The organism is Streptococcus oralis, assembly GCF_002386345.1.
Classification (GTDB): Bacteria; Bacillota; Bacilli; order Lactobacillales; family Streptococcaceae; genus Streptococcus; species Streptococcus oralis_S.
Genome location: NZ_CP023507.1, coordinates 1472941 through 1486558 on the forward strand (window position 1 = coordinate 1472941; position 13618 = coordinate 1486558).

A 13618-nucleotide genomic window follows, 5' to 3' on the forward strand; every position below is an offset into this window, starting at 1 on the left:
CTTTTCTTTTTAATTTCTAGCAATATTCTTTAAACATTGGGCTAAGACTACCCATAAAATGAGACTAGCTATCAAAATATAAATCCAAGCATTTGGTTCATCTGCAAACGGTAAAGGAACATTCATTCCGAAGAATCCTGTAATAACCGCAAGGATAGCTAACAAGACTGAGATAATTGTCAAAGTTGTCAAATTATCATTTAGATTATTATTTAGGATGTTGTTGTAAGAGGCTGAGAGTTGTTGCAAAACTTGAGAAATCAAGTCTGTCATCGAAACCAACTGATGTGCTTCAATCATGGCATCGTCAAACTGCTCTCTTTCTACCTCATTAAAATTGCGATAAAGAGCATGCCCTTGGATGTGTTCCAAGAGGAGACGATTTTGTTTGGCAGCTGCTGTCAGGTAAACCATACCAGTTTCCAAGTCAGAGAGGGCAAAAAGATTTTTTTTAGTTGTTTTTTGACGAAGAAGTGCACTGATTTCATCCTTACTTTTATCCATCTCTTCAATCACTGGATAGTAAGCATTGCTAATAATCTCTAAACTGGCAAAAAGAAATTTATAGATTGAAACAACTTCATGGCTTTCAAGGTAGGTTGCCATACGTTTAATCACATAACTATTCTTGTGATTGCTAATTGTAATCAGCCGTTGTTTTTCAACGATAAAGGTCATCGGAATCGCTTCATAATATTCTTTATCTTTTTCTAAATCAAGAACATTATAAATGAAGGTTACCGTTCCCGTTTCACGGTGATAGTCCATGTGGGCACGCTCATTTCTATCCAGAGCATACTCGATAGTTTCCTTGTCCAATCCATAGACATCCGAAAGGTCTTCCATGTTTTTGATCTTGTCTACATCAAGATCTATCCATGTACAATCGTGACCTAATTTTTTCTCTACAAATAGCATACTCTCTCCTTTACCAAACTCCTTCTATTGTACCATAAATCTGCTAAAATAGCCGGCCTATTCAGTACGAGATAGATTGCTGACGACGGTGATATTGCGATTGGGAACAAAGTGAAGGGCTTGATCATCACCTCGCAGTTGCGTTGTACGGATCCCTACGCTAACGACCTTTCCAGAAACGGTAATCGGTCCATTTGTGAGAACGACTTCATCACCCACATCAAGCTGGCGTTCAAAAAGAATGAAGAAGCCATTGATGACATCAGATAGAAAGCCTTGCGCCCCCATACCAATGGCCACCCCAGCAATCCCCGCACCAGCAAGGAGGCTAGAAACTGGCAGTCCTAAAATAGACAGGATACAGTAGAGCAAGAAGAAATAAAGAATGTAGTTAAAGACATTCTCCAGCAAACGCGAGATGGTCTTTTGCCTTCCTGCATCTCGATTTGAAAATTTAAGTGAGGGCTTGACAATCTTTCGTACAGTCGCATGAAGCATCTTTTTAGCTATATAAAATAGTAAAAACAAAATCAAAAGAGAAATCACCTTGGTCAAGAGATTCTCTAATATGGTTGTTAAATCAAGTTTATCAAAATAGCGTTGAAAAAAATCTTGCATATAAAACTCCTTTTTCCTATTATACCATAAAATCGCCCTTCTCTTTTCTTTCATAATTATTCAATTATCGGCCCTATTTTCAAAATATCACTTGCCTCTATAGCATATTTATACTATAATTATAAACAATACATTTGAAGGAGACTGCTATGAAACGAATCATTAGAGCCTGGACCAAGGCAAGCCTCATCAAACGAATCCTTATTGGAATGATTTCGGGAGCTACATTAGGGATGCTCTTTCCAAACCTTACAGGAATTGGCCTGCTTGGAGACCTCTTTGTAGGCGGACTGAAAGCTATCGCTCCTATTTTGGTTTTTGCCCTTGTTGCCAACGCCCTTTCCCAACACCAAAAGGGACAAAACACCAATATGAAAACTGTTATTTTCCTATACTTGCTCGGAACCTTTGCTGCTGCATTGGTAGCCGTTCTAGCTAGTTTCTTACTGCCTGTGCAAATCACCCTGACCAGTGCAAATACAGAAGTTGCTGCTCCTGACGGTATCGGTCAAGTCCTCAGCAACCTCTTGCTCAAACTGGTGGATAATCCTTTGAATGCTATTGTTGAAGCCAACTATATCGGGATTCTCTCTTGGGCAGTCATCTTTGGCTTGGCTATGAGAGAGGCAAGTAAACACAGTAAAGAATTACTGAGAACCATGGCAGATGTCACCTCTAAAATCGTGGAATGGATTATCAACCTAGCTCCCTTTGGGATTTTAGGCTTGGTTTTCAAGACCATCTCTGACAAGGGCATTGCCAGTTTGGCTAACTACGGTATCCTCCTAGGACTTTTGATTGCTACTATGGCCTTTGTTGCTCTCATCATCAACCCGCTCATCGCCTTTCTCTTTATGAGGAAAAATCCCTATCCCCTTGTTTTGAAATGCCTACGTGTCATTGGTATTACAGCCTTTTTCACTCGTAGCTCTGCTGCAAATATCCCTGTCAATATGAAACTCTGTCAAGACTTGGGGCTGAATCCTGACACCTACTCTGTCTCCATCCCGCTTGGTTCAACCATCAATATGGCTGGTGCTGCTGTTACCATAAATGTCCTGACTCTAGCTGCCGTCAATACACTCGGAATCTCGGTAGACTTTGGGACAGCATTTGTGCTCAGTGTCGTGGCTGCCATTTCTGCCTGCGGTGCCTCTGGAATCGCTGGGGGATCCCTTCTCCTCATTCCTGTGGCTTGTAGCCTCTTTGGGATTTCCAACGACTTGGCTATGCAAGTTGTCGGAGTCGGTTTTGTGATCGGAGTCGTTCAAGACTCCTGCGAAACAGCTCTGAACTCTTCAACAGATGTCCTCTTTACAGCGGTTGCCGAGTATGCTACAAACCGAAAACTTCGTCCCTAGTCTCTAACTCCTCGTTAAAAACTTGATTCTATTAGTTTAGGAAATTTTCATGTCCCTCACTCAACGTACGACCAAACTGGTCTTAGCGACCTGTCTCGCTTGTTTTCTCGCTTATTTTTTAGATTTATCATCAGCAGTTTCAGCTGGAATCATAGCTCTCTTAAGCCTCTCCGACACGCGCAGAAGCACGCTGAAATTAGCACGTAACCGCCTCTTTTCCATGCTCCTAGCGCTCGCTATCGGTGTTCTAGCCTTTCAGCTGACGGGCTTTCACATCTGGAGTCTGGGCCTCTACCTGGCTCTCTATGTCCCTCTTGCTTACAAAATGGGCTGGGAAATCGGCATCACCCCTAGCAGTGTCTTGGTAGGTCATCTCTTGGTACAGGAGTCTACTTCCCCAAATCTCTTGCTTAATGAAGTACTCCTCTTTCTCATCGGGACAAGCTTTGCTCTATTGGTCAACCTTTATATGCCCTCTCGTGAGAAAGCCATCCAAAGCTACCACCTTCAGGTCGAAGAAAAATTAAAAGACATCCTGCTTCGCTTTAAATACTATCTGTCTAGGGGAGACGGTCGCAATCAAGCCCAACTCGTTGACCAATTAGACAAGCTCCTTGATGAAGCTCTCAAACTGGTCTACCTGGATCACTCGGACCATCTCTTTCACCAGACGGACTACCACATCCACTACTTTGAGATGAGACAGCGACAAAGTCGTATCCTGCGAAATATGGCCCAGCAGATCAATACCTGTCATCTGGCCGCAAGTGAGAGTTTGATCTTGGCCCAGCTCTTTTCAAAGATTGCTGCCCAGCTAAGCCAGACCAATCCTGCTCATGACTTACTTGATGACATCGAACGCTATCTGCAAGTCTTCCGCAACCGGAGTCTCCCTAAAACACGTGAGGAGTTTGAAACCCGTGCCACCCTCCTGCAACTACTACGCGAAGCCGAAACCTTTATCCAGGTTAAGGTCGATTTTTACCAGAAATATGGAAACTAGAACGCAAAGAACCTCAGAAAATTCCTCTGAGGTTCTTGTGTTTTGCATTTGGAGGAAAGTTCTTCCTCTCGTACTGTTCTCAAAAAAGAAATAGCAACTCCTAGTCGTCCATCACACCGCCTGTAAGCTGGTACATGAGGTAAATGTGCTCCAAGACTTTTACCTTATCCATGTGGTCTACATCTTTAAAGCCACCTAATGCCAAAAGTGGAACGAAACCGAAACACTCATCGTAGGCTAATTGACCATGTTTGGCAACAGCTTTTTTATAGAGTAGGATATCAAAATAATCATCTTTGAAATCTTCATCATCAACATACTCTATGAAACGATCCATACGCTTAATCATAATATCTAAATCCTGAATATTGTATTGGACAATTCCCACATAGGCATTCTCTTCCCAAGTAATAATATCTCCAAATGCCGTCGCGAACATAGGAAAAGCGACATCTCCTCTGAAATAGCTATCTTGGAGAAGCTCAAGATAATCATCCGGATTAATTACCTTCAGATAACCATCAAGAAAAGTTCCTAGACCATCTTCCTGCCAAATTTGAACTAACTCAGCTGGAACTTGATCCTTGTATTTTTCAATCACTTCTTGGGGCATATCTGCCACTTTAACAAAGTTTTCTAACATATTATCCTCCATTTCACGATAACAGCAATACTCAAAAATCGTATTCTTCAAAATGTAATCAAGCTTACTCTACTTTTGATTATGCTCTCTTTGGAAAGCTTCCATAGCCTTGAACTGTTCTAGTTCTTTTTCGTTAGCTGGTTGCTTGCCGAGGTATTTGTATTCAAAAAATTCTATTCTATCCGTTGGTCCAAATTTACTTTCATTCCATGGTGCATAGTCAAAATCCAAAGAGGTTTTATTCTGTTCATCCACTTTGATTGTAAAAGCAGACCACTCTGCGAGACCGTGCTCATTGAATATTTTCTTCATGTCTTCACCCAAAGCAAAAAGATTTATGTATTCTATTCTGAATTCTGTCTTAGGGATACCATATAAAGATGGAATATCCATGTAATAATGATATTCTCCTTTATATTTAAAGAAAAATATCACGCCACCACTAAGCGTCTTATCCACTTCAAAATTAATATAAAGATCATCCCACTCAACTGGAATCATATCATTTACTTTATATATAATCTCGGTCATCTTCTCATTAATCTGTTTTTCCATTTTATCCTCCGATTTGGATTATACATTTAAACACAAGACTTCCTAATCTGCCTTGAGTTTTTCTTTACAATAATCCACAATGTATTCATTGATCCATTTATTCTTATTTTGGAAACCTCCGAATTTACGCTTTGCGATCAAATCTTCTGCCATTTGGAGTGCCTCTTGATATTTCTCGCGATGGATCATTAATAGCATCCCCATCAAATCATATCGAGCAGGATTTGATGAATTCTCAACAGCATAGTTATAAAAATCTTCAAAACTGTCGAACCCATTGATACGTTTAAGAACTTCTTCATGCACTTCTGAGAGCACCTCGAAAACCCTAGCTTCGACTTTTTCTAAGTCAAGGTCCTCCATCGTCCAGTCTTCTTCATTTATTTTGGTTGGTAAGGATAAGGAATCAACTGTGAAAGCTCCAACAGCTCGAAGACTCATTGGTTCCTGCGAATTACTCGCCATATCAAAAACTTCCCAAAAAATATCATCCAAAATATATGGTTTGATATCCGTGCGAATAATTAGACGAAACTTATTATCTGGAAATTTAATATCAATCATATACGAAACCAAATAGTCTCCCACTTTGTTGAAATAGGCCCAATCTCGAGACTTTAACTGTAATTTTTTTGCTGCATTGCGCTGAACTTTTTTCAATTCTTTTTTTAGTTGTTTATCTATTTTTGAAAATTTAACCATTGAATTTCCTCACTAATCTGGTCTTATTCCTCTTATCCAAGCAAACTATTTTCCATTATGTTCCTGCTGGAAGGCTTCCATAGCCTTGAACTGTTCTTGTTCTTTTTCGTTTCTTGGTTCAAATCCTAAAAATTGATATCTGAAAAAGTTCATTTGAGCAGTTGGTCCAAAATTACTTTTATTCCATGGAGCATAGTCATAGTCGACTGAAAGCTTGTTGTTATCATCTAAATGGATGATACAAATGTACCAATCTGCCAAATTATTTTCAATAAACACTCTTTTCAGATCTTCTGATTTTTTAAATAAAACCTTGTTTTCGCTTAGAATATCCATCATCGATAGGCCAAAATCTTCTGACATTTCCAGATGGTAATGATAGTGATTTTTATACTTAAAATAGAAATAGGCTTCACCACTATATGTCTTGTCCATCTCGGTTACAATATACAAGTCATCCCACTCAACTGGAATCATATCGTTGGCTTGATGCACGATTTCGATAATTTTCTCATTAATCTGTTTTTCCATATGTTCCTCCGGTTTGGTGTATTCACATTTTATCTGTATCTCTAGTATACCATAAAGAACAGAAACCAACTTACTCTTATAAAATTTGCTCAAATAGGGCAAAATTGCCTCAATAAAACAGTAAAATAGACCAATCATATCTCTAGGTATAGCAACTTTCTATCCTTTCCAACAAAAAACTCCACGAATCGAAAGCATTCGCGGACTTTTCTTACGACGTATTTAAGCAAAATGCCATACTAATTAATGGCCGTAATCTACGACACTAAGTTTTACAAATCGATTTCATTTGTAAAACGTGGTTACGACGGAAAAATCCACGAAGCTATAATATTCGTGGATTATTCCTAGTGAAGCGTTTAGGTAAGCCGATTTTACACTACGACACGGAGTTTGGCAAATCGATTCTATTTGCCAAACGTAGTTAGTAAGGCAGTTAGCTAGTTCGCCAAATAGCGACTAGCGTCCAACAATTAGGAACTTTAGTTCCAATTGTTGGTGCTGAGTTACATTTTTTCCTCCAACTCTACGTCTGGATACTTGTTCGCAAACCAGCGAAGGGCAAAGTCATTTTCAAAGAGAAAGACTGGTTGGTCAAAACGGTCTTTGGCCAAGATATTGCGGCTTGATGACATGCGCTCGTCTAGGTCCTCTGGCTTGATCCAGCGAACGGTCTTTTTACCCATTGGGCTCATGACCACTTCGGCATTGTACTCGCCTTCCATACGGTGCTTAAAGACTTCAAACTGGAGTTGACCAACAGCGCCTAGCATATACTCGCCTGTTTGGTAATTCTTATAAAGCTGAATGGCACCCTCTTGTACCAACTGCTCGATCCCCTTGTGGAAGGATTTTTGTTTCATGACGTTCTTAGCAGAAACTTTCATGAAAATCTCAGGAGTAAAGGTTGGCAGTGGTTCAAATTCAAACTTGTTTTTTCCAACTGTCAAAGTGTCTCCAACTTGATAAGTACCAGTATCGTAAACCCCGATAATATCACCTGCAACAGCATTGGTCACATTTTCACGACTTTCGGCCATAAACTGAGTGACATTAGATAGTTTGGCAGTCTTACCAGTACGAGGCAGATTGACACTCATTCCACGATCAAATTCACCTGATACGATACGAACAAAGGCAATACGGTCCCGGTGACGAGGGTCCATGTTGGCTTGGATTTTAAAGACAAATCCTGAGAAATCCTTGTCATAAGGATCCACAATTTCGCCATCTGTTTTCTTGTGGCCATGTGGTTCTGGAGCAAACTTAAGGAAGGTCTCAAGGAAGGTCTGCACCCCAAAGTTAGTGAGGGCTGAACCAAAGAAGACCGGAGTCAGTTCTCCTGCAAGAATAGCTTCTTCTGAAAATTCATTTCCTGCTTCTTGCAACAGTTCGATATCGTCCTTAACCTGAGCGTAGAAAGGATTGCTTCCAAAGAGCTTATCCCCTTCTTCCAGACTGGCAAAACGTTCATCCCCTTTATAGAGCTCCAAGCGTTGGTTATAGAGGTCATACAATCCTTCGAAGGCTTTCCCCATCCCGATTGGCCAGTTCATTGGATAACTCGCAATGCCAAGGACTTCTTCTAGTTCTTGCAAGAGGTCCAGTGGCTCACGACCGTCACGGTCCAGCTTGTTCATAAAGGTAAAGACTGGAATGCCACGGTGCTTCACAACCTCAAACAATTTCTTGGTTTGGGCCTCGATACCCTTGGCAGAGTCCACGACCATGACCGCAGCATCCACCGCCATCAAAGTACGATAGGTATCTTCTGAGAAGTCCTCGTGCCCTGGTGTGTCTAGGATATTGACGCGCTTGCCATCGTAGTCAAACTGCATAACAGATGAAGTGACCGAAATCCCACGTTGTTTCTCAATATCCATCCAGTCAGACTTGGCAAAAGTCCCTGTTTTCTTTCCTTTAACCGTACCAGCCTCACGAATCTCGCCTCCAAAATAGAGCAACTGCTCAGTAATAGTTGTTTTCCCGGCATCCGGGTGGGAGATGATGGCAAAGGTACGGCGTTTCTTAATTTCTTCTTGAATAGTCATAAGTTCTCTTTCTTTGATTTTCTATTTTTAGTTGTTTCAGTAGCTAAGAATGATGTTTACATTGGATTTTACCATTCCTTTCAACTCTCCATTATAGCGGATTTTGGGGAGTTTTTCAATTGCTCATCCGATGAAAAGGCGAGCTAGAGCACAGATTTCACCTGATTTCTCTTTTTCCACCGTTTCTTGAACAAGATATCAAAAAGAACCAGAGCCAGTGAGAGGATGACGGACACAAGAAGATACTTTAACCACAAGGGCGCATCTGGAATAAAAGGTGTCTTGTTTAACAAACCATAATTTCCACCCGTCACCTGATTAACCCCAACTAGAAAGAGATTGAGAATAAAGGTATAGGCTACAATCATATATTTCTTGAGCAAGGTCTTGTCATAGTGATTCATCAAGTAAATCAAGGAATTCACTAGAAGGGCATAGTGCCCAATCAAAAATGAAAAACTGGTGATATGGGGGAAATCATAGGGGTCAAAAACCGGGTAAACCAAAGCAAATATCGCTCCACTTGCTCCTAAGAGGGCAAAATATTGCTTGCTCCGCCATTTATCAGGCAAGAAAACCACCGCAAACATAGCCAAACGGCAATGGTAAAATGGAAGGCTATTAGAAAATGGAATCCCAAAGCCAACATACCAACTATATAGGGCTAGTAACTGGAGGATCTGAATCCCCTTAAACAAGCGGACAAATTTCGGATTTTTGTGATAAACAAGCGCTCCATAAATACAAAGCACTAAAGTAAGCATCATAATCCCATACCAAAAGAGGGAAATGGGAGGAGGAACCGTCTGAGATCTGGTGATAAATTGATGGAACATATTTCTATCCTAACTCTTATTTTTTCTATTCTCTAGTTTAACCATTATAGCGAATTAAAAGCGATTTTTCAATTTCTATTTCTTTTCAGTTTGGCTCCCTTATTTATAGGAAAATATGGTAAAATAGAACAGACTAAAAATCATCATTTCACGAAAGGATGCAAGATGAAAATTACGCAAGAAGAGGTAACGCACGTTGCCAATCTTTCAAAATTAAGATTCTCTGAAGAAGAAACTGCTGCTTTTGCGACCACCCTGTCTAAGATTGTAGATATGGTTGAGTTGCTGGGCGAAGTCGACACAACTGGTGTCGCACCTACTACGACCATGGCTGACCGTAAGACCGTACTCCGCCCTGATGTGGCTGAAGAAGGAACAGACCGTGACCGCTTGTTTAAAAACGTACCTGAAAAAGACAACTACTATATCAAGGTACCAGCTATCCTAGATGATGGAGGAGATGCCTAATGACTTTTAATAACAAAACTATTGAAGACTTGCACAATCTCCTTGTCTCTAAGGAGATTTCAGCAACTGAATTGACCCAAGCCACGCTTGAAGATATCAAGTCTCGCGAGACAGCTATTAACGCTTTTGTTACCATCGCTGAAGAACAAGCCCTTGCTCAAGCTAAGGCTATTGATGAAGCTGGAATTGACGCGGACAATGTCCTTTCAGGAATTCCACTGGCAGTTAAGGATAATATCTCTACAGACAGTATCCTCACAACTGCAGCCTCAAAAATGCTCTACAACTACGAGCCTATCTTTGATGCGACAGCCGTTGCCAATGCAAAAGCCAAGGGCATGATTGTTGTCGGAAAGACCAACATGGACGAGTTTGCCATGGGTGGTTCTGGTGAGACTTCTCATTACGGTGCCACTAAAAATGCTTGGGACCACAGCAAGGTTCCTGGTGGTTCATCAAGTGGTTCTGCTGCAGCTGTAGCGTCAGGGCAAGTCCGCTTGTCACTCGGTTCTGATACTGGTGGTTCCATCCGCCAACCTGCCGCCTTCAACGGGATTGTTGGTCTCAAACCAACCTACGGAACGGTTTCTCGTTTCGGTCTCATTGCCTTTGGTAGCTCTCTAGATCAAATCGGACCTTTTGCACCTACTGTTAAGGAAAATGCTCTCTTGCTCAACGCTATTGCCAGCGAAGATGTCAAAGATTCTACTTCTGCTCCTGTCCGCATTGCCGACTTTACTTCAAAAATTGGTCAAGACATCAAAGGAATGAAAATTGCTTTGCCTAAGGAATACCTTGGTGAAGGGATTGACCCAGAGGTTAAGGAAACCATTCTAAATGCAGCCAAACACTTTGAAAAACTTGGTGCTATCGTCGAAGAAGTCAGCCTTCCTCACTCTAAATACGGTGTTGCCGTTTACTACATTATCGCTTCATCAGAAGCCTCATCAAACTTGCAACGCTTTGACGGTATCCGTTACGGCTACCGCGCAGAAGATGCAAGCAACCTTGATGAAATCTATGTAAACAGCCGTAGCCAAGGTTTCGGTGAAGAGGTGAAACGCCGTATCATGCTTGGAACATTTAGCCTTTCATCAGGTTACTATGATGCCTATTACAAGAAGGCTGGTCAGGTCCGTACCCTCATCATTCAAGATTTCGAAAACGTCTTTGCGGATTACGACTTGATTTTGGGACCAACTGCTCCAAGCGTTGCCTATGACTTGGACTCCCTCAACCATGACCCCGTTGCCATGTACTTGGCTGACCTTTTGACCATCCCAGTCAACTTAGCTGGTCTTCCAGGAATTTCGATTCCTGCTGGATTTGCTCAAGGTCTACCAGTCGGTCTCCAATTGATCGGTCCTAAATACTCTGAGGAAACCATTTACCAAGCTGCTGCTGCCTTTGAAGCAACAACAGACTACCACAAACAACAACCCGTGATTTTTGGAGGTGACAACTAATGAACTTTGAAACAGTCATTGGACTTGAAGTCCACGTAGAGCTCAACACCAATTCAAAAATCTTCTCACCTACTTCTGCTCACTTTGGAAATGACCAAAATGCCAACACTAACGTGATTGACTGGTCTTTCCCAGGAGTACTTCCGGTTCTCAATAAAGGGGTTGTCGATGCTGGTATCAAGGCTGCTCTTGCCCTCAACATGGACATCCACAAAAAGATGCATTTTGACCGCAAGAACTACTTCTATCCTGATAATCCAAAAGCCTACCAAATTTCTCAATTTGATGAGCCAATCGGCTACAACGGCTGGATTGAAGTGGAGCTAGAAGACGGTACGACTAAGAAAATCGGTATCGAACGTGCTCACCTAGAGGAAGATGCTGGTAAAAACACCCACGGTACAGATGGTTACTCTTATGTTGACCTCAACCGCCAAGGGGTACCATTGATTGAGATTGTATCTGAGGCTGACATGCGCTCGCCAGAAGAAGCCTATGCTTATCTAACTGCCCTCAAGGAAGTCATCCAGTACGCTGGTATTTCTGACGTTAAGATGGAAGAAGGTTCGATGCGTGTGGATGCTAACATCTCCCTTCGCCCTTATGGTCAAGAAAAATTCGGTACCAAGACTGAGTTGAAAAACCTCAACTCCTTCTCTAACGTCCGTAAAGGGCTTGAATACGAAGTCCAACGCCAGTCTGAAATCCTTCGCTCAGGTGGTCAAATCCGCCAAGAAACACGTCGTTACGATGAAGCCAACAAGGCAACCATCCTCATGCGTGTCAAAGAAGGTGCTGCAGACTACCGCTACTTCCCAGAACCAGACCTACCTCTCTTTGAAATCTCAGATGAGTGGATTGAGGAAATGCGTACAGAATTGCCAGAGTTTCCAAAAGAACGCCGTGCGCGCTACGTATCTGACCTTGGCTTGTCAGACTACGATGCTAGCCAGTTGACTGCAAACAAAGTCACTTCTGACTTCTTTGAAAAAGCTGTTGCCCTCGGTGGCGATGCCAAACAAGTCTCTAACTGGCTCCAAGGTGAAGTTGCTCAGTTCTTGAATGCTGAAGGCAAAACACTGGAACAAATCGAATTAACACCAGAAAACTTGGTAGAAATGATTGCCATCATCGAAGACGGCACGATCTCTTCTAAGATTGCCAAGAAAGTCTTTGTCCACCTGGCTAAAAATGGCGGTGGCGCGCGTGAATACGTGGAAAAAGCAGGCTTGGTGCAAATCTCTGATCCAGATGTTCTGATTCCAATCATCCATCAAGTCTTTGCGGATAACGAAGCTGCCGTTGCCGACTTCAAATCAGGTAAACGCAACGCAGACAAGGCCTTCACAGGATTCCTTATGAAGGCAACTAAAGGCCAAGCCAACCCACAAGTTGCCCTTAAACTGCTTGCACAGGAATTGGCGAAATTGAAAGAAAGTGAGTAATTCTCTAGTAGCCACCCAGTAGTCTAACCAACTACCCTTTCAATCATATAGTTAGGAGACACATGAAAAAGTTTTACGCTCTTTTAATGACCTGTTTATTACTTGTTTTTCTATCCGTGCCTCAAATCGTTGATGCGGGTGTCGGACATTCCAGAAGTGGAGGAAGCAGCCGCAGTAGCTCCAGAAGTAGTAGCCGCTCAGGTGGAGGTGGAAGTCGTTCTGGTGGCTCATCCTACCACTACTACCGCTCTGGATATGGATCATCCTCTGACAGTTCTGCTAGCTCTCCCTATCTAGGATTTATGTTCATATTAGTCGGAGGAATCATACTAGTTGTTATCGTCAAATCCTTGCAGAATAAGTCTGGAGATTCGAGTTCAACCGACACTAGTAATGATTCTCAAACGCTCCATCGTCGAGTTGAACACAACACACTGGCCATTAGTCGTGTGAAATACGGAGATCCAAACTTTGACGCGGAAGCTTTCACATCTTGGGTTAAGGAAGTCTACCTTAAATTGCAGGTTGCCTGGACTGAGAAAAATTGGAACTCTGTCCGCGCTTTAGAAAGTACCAGTCTCTACTCCCAACACAGTGCCCAACTCGAAGACCATATTCGTGCTAAAACAACCAATGTTTTAGAGAAAGTTTGTATCGAAAATGTTCGCATCAAGGAGTTTATTGAAAATCCAGACGGAAACGATACCTTAGTGGTGATTCTATCATCAATTTTACGAGACTATGTCATTGACGATGAGACTCGCCGTGTTCTTGAAGGAGATCCTAAAAAAGATCTCTTCACCGTGTATCAATTGAACTTTATCCGTCAACACGGTAGCCAAACGCAAGCAGTCAATCCAGACCAAGTTGTGAGCGACCACTGTCCAAACTGTGGCGCCCCATTGAAAATCTCTGCAGTTAGCGAGTGCGACTACTGTGGTGCCAATCTCTCACGCAGTCCAAACCAATGGGTACTCGATACCTATGATGTTGTGGATGAAGACGAGCTTTATAATTAGGA

At 42.0% G+C, this 13618-nt stretch carries 14 protein-coding genes; 6 read left to right on the top strand and 8 right to left on the bottom strand.

Going from position 1 to position 13618, the window contains the following annotated elements; translation table 11 throughout:
• Nucleotides 1-9: 9 nt before the first annotated feature.
• Both CO686_RS07295 and CO686_RS07300 read right to left on the bottom strand, forming a co-directional pair.
• On the bottom strand, nt 10-918 hold the full coding sequence (locus CO686_RS07295; RefSeq protein WP_049550257.1) for a magnesium transporter CorA family protein: 909 nt from the start codon (nt 916-918) through the stop codon (nt 10-12).
• 57 nt (nt 919-975) lie between these two features.
• Nucleotides 976-1536: a mechanosensitive ion channel family protein gene (locus CO686_RS07300; protein ID WP_001150569.1), complete on the bottom strand. Its 561-nt coding sequence runs from the start codon at nt 1534-1536 to the stop codon at nt 976-978.
• A 149-nt stretch (nt 1537-1685) separates the two neighbouring features.
• Between CO686_RS07300 and sstT the strand changes: the two genes are divergently transcribed.
• Nucleotides 1686-2897: a serine/threonine transporter SstT gene (gene sstT / locus CO686_RS07305; protein ID WP_096753677.1), complete on the top strand. Its 1212-nt coding sequence runs from the start codon at nt 1686-1688 to the stop codon at nt 2895-2897.
• 49 nt (nt 2898-2946) lie between these two features.
• On the top strand, nt 2947-3900 hold the full coding sequence (locus CO686_RS07310; protein WP_049550255.1) for an aromatic acid exporter family protein: 954 nt from the start codon (nt 2947-2949) through the stop codon (nt 3898-3900).
• Between the two features lie 100 nt (nt 3901-4000).
• On the opposite strand, the gene CO686_RS07315 is transcribed toward CO686_RS07310, so the two are convergent.
• The 6 genes from CO686_RS07315 to CO686_RS07340 all read right to left on the bottom strand — a co-directional run bounded on the left by CO686_RS07315 (nt 4001) and on the right by CO686_RS07340 (nt 9218).
• Entirely contained in the window at nt 4001-4543 is a 543-nt protein-coding gene (locus tag CO686_RS07315; protein WP_049501119.1) for a T6SS immunity protein Tdi1 domain-containing protein, read from the bottom strand.
• A 69-nt stretch (nt 4544-4612) separates the two neighbouring features.
• A complete protein-coding gene (locus CO686_RS07320; RefSeq protein ID WP_049501118.1) occupies nt 4613-5098 on the bottom strand; it encodes an immunity protein YezG family protein in 486 nt (161 codons plus the stop codon).
• A gap of 42 nt (nt 5099-5140) precedes the next feature.
• Complete coding sequence (locus CO686_RS07325) at nt 5141-5800, bottom strand: hypothetical protein (protein ID WP_049501117.1); 660 nt, start codon at nt 5798-5800, stop codon at nt 5141-5143.
• A gap of 45 nt (nt 5801-5845) precedes the next feature.
• Complete coding sequence (locus CO686_RS07330; RefSeq protein ID WP_049501116.1) at nt 5846-6331, bottom strand: immunity protein YezG family protein; 486 nt, start codon at nt 6329-6331, stop codon at nt 5846-5848.
• 506 nt (nt 6332-6837) lie between these two features.
• Nucleotides 6838-8382 carry a peptide chain release factor 3 gene (locus tag CO686_RS07335; protein ID WP_049501115.1) on the bottom strand — a complete coding sequence of 515 codons (1545 nt, stop codon included), beginning with the start codon at nt 8380-8382 and terminating at the stop codon, nt 6838-6840.
• Between the two features lie 143 nt (nt 8383-8525).
• Complete coding sequence (locus CO686_RS07340) at nt 8526-9218, bottom strand: YwaF family protein (RefSeq protein WP_049550254.1); 693 nt, start codon at nt 9216-9218, stop codon at nt 8526-8528.
• A gap of 165 nt (nt 9219-9383) precedes the next feature.
• Between CO686_RS07340 and gatC the strand changes: the two genes are divergently transcribed.
• The 4 genes from gatC to CO686_RS07360 all read left to right on the top strand — a co-directional run bounded on the left by gatC (nt 9384) and on the right by CO686_RS07360 (nt 13616).
• Entirely contained in the window at nt 9384-9686 is a 303-nt protein-coding gene (gatC, locus tag CO686_RS07345) for an Asp-tRNA(Asn)/Glu-tRNA(Gln) amidotransferase subunit GatC (RefSeq protein ID WP_000705419.1), read from the top strand.
• On the top strand, nt 9686-11152 hold the full coding sequence (gene gatA, locus CO686_RS07350; RefSeq protein ID WP_049550253.1) for an Asp-tRNA(Asn)/Glu-tRNA(Gln) amidotransferase subunit GatA: 1467 nt from the start codon (nt 9686-9688) through the stop codon (nt 11150-11152). The genes gatC and gatA overlap by 1 nt, the downstream gene beginning before the upstream one ends.
• Nucleotides 11152-12597 (top strand): Asp-tRNA(Asn)/Glu-tRNA(Gln) amidotransferase subunit GatB, encoded by a 1446-nt coding sequence (gatB, locus tag CO686_RS07355; RefSeq protein WP_001008672.1) that lies wholly within the window; start codon nt 11152-11154, stop codon nt 12595-12597. Before gatA ends, gatB begins: the two co-directional genes overlap by 1 nt.
• A 62-nt stretch (nt 12598-12659) precedes the next feature.
• Nucleotides 12660-13616, top strand: a complete 957-nt coding sequence (locus tag CO686_RS07360; protein ID WP_049550252.1) for a zinc-ribbon domain-containing transport protein — start codon at nt 12660-12662, stop codon at nt 13614-13616.
• Nucleotides 13617-13618 lie beyond the last annotated feature (2 nt).

Bases quoted from the DNA above. Each gene is read 5' to 3' on its own strand.
- gatA (WP_049550253.1), top strand. From the start codon at position 9,686: ATGACTTTTAATAACAAAACTATTGAAGACTTGCACAATCTCCTTGTC.
- CO686_RS07360 (WP_049550252.1), top strand. From the start codon at position 12,660: ATGAAAAAGTTTTACGCTCTTTTAATGACCTGTTTATTACTTGTTTTT.
- CO686_RS07325 (WP_049501117.1), bottom strand. From the start codon at position 5,800: ATGGTTAAATTTTCAAAAATAGATAAACAACTAAAAAAAGAATTGAAA.
- gatB (WP_001008672.1), top strand. From the start codon at position 11,152: ATGAACTTTGAAACAGTCATTGGACTTGAAGTCCACGTAGAGCTCAAC.
- sstT (WP_096753677.1), top strand. From the start codon at position 1,686: ATGAAACGAATCATTAGAGCCTGGACCAAGGCAAGCCTCATCAAACGA.
- CO686_RS07335 (WP_049501115.1), bottom strand. From the start codon at position 8,382: ATGACTATTCAAGAAGAAATTAAGAAACGCCGTACCTTTGCCATCATC.
- CO686_RS07310 (WP_049550255.1), top strand. From the start codon at position 2,947: ATGTCCCTCACTCAACGTACGACCAAACTGGTCTTAGCGACCTGTCTC.
- CO686_RS07320 (WP_049501118.1), bottom strand. From the start codon at position 5,098: ATGGAAAAACAGATTAATGAGAAGATGACCGAGATTATATATAAAGTA.
- CO686_RS07330 (WP_049501116.1), bottom strand. From the start codon at position 6,331: ATGGAAAAACAGATTAATGAGAAAATTATCGAAATCGTGCATCAAGCC.
- gatC (WP_000705419.1), top strand. From the start codon at position 9,384: ATGAAAATTACGCAAGAAGAGGTAACGCACGTTGCCAATCTTTCAAAA.
- CO686_RS07340 (WP_049550254.1), bottom strand. From the start codon at position 9,218: ATGTTCCATCAATTTATCACCAGATCTCAGACGGTTCCTCCTCCCATT.
- CO686_RS07315 (WP_049501119.1), bottom strand. From the start codon at position 4,543: ATGTTAGAAAACTTTGTTAAAGTGGCAGATATGCCCCAAGAAGTGATT.
- CO686_RS07295 (WP_049550257.1), bottom strand. From the start codon at position 918: ATGCTATTTGTAGAGAAAAAATTAGGTCACGATTGTACATGGATAGAT.
- CO686_RS07300 (WP_001150569.1), bottom strand. From the start codon at position 1,536: ATGCAAGATTTTTTTCAACGCTATTTTGATAAACTTGATTTAACAACC.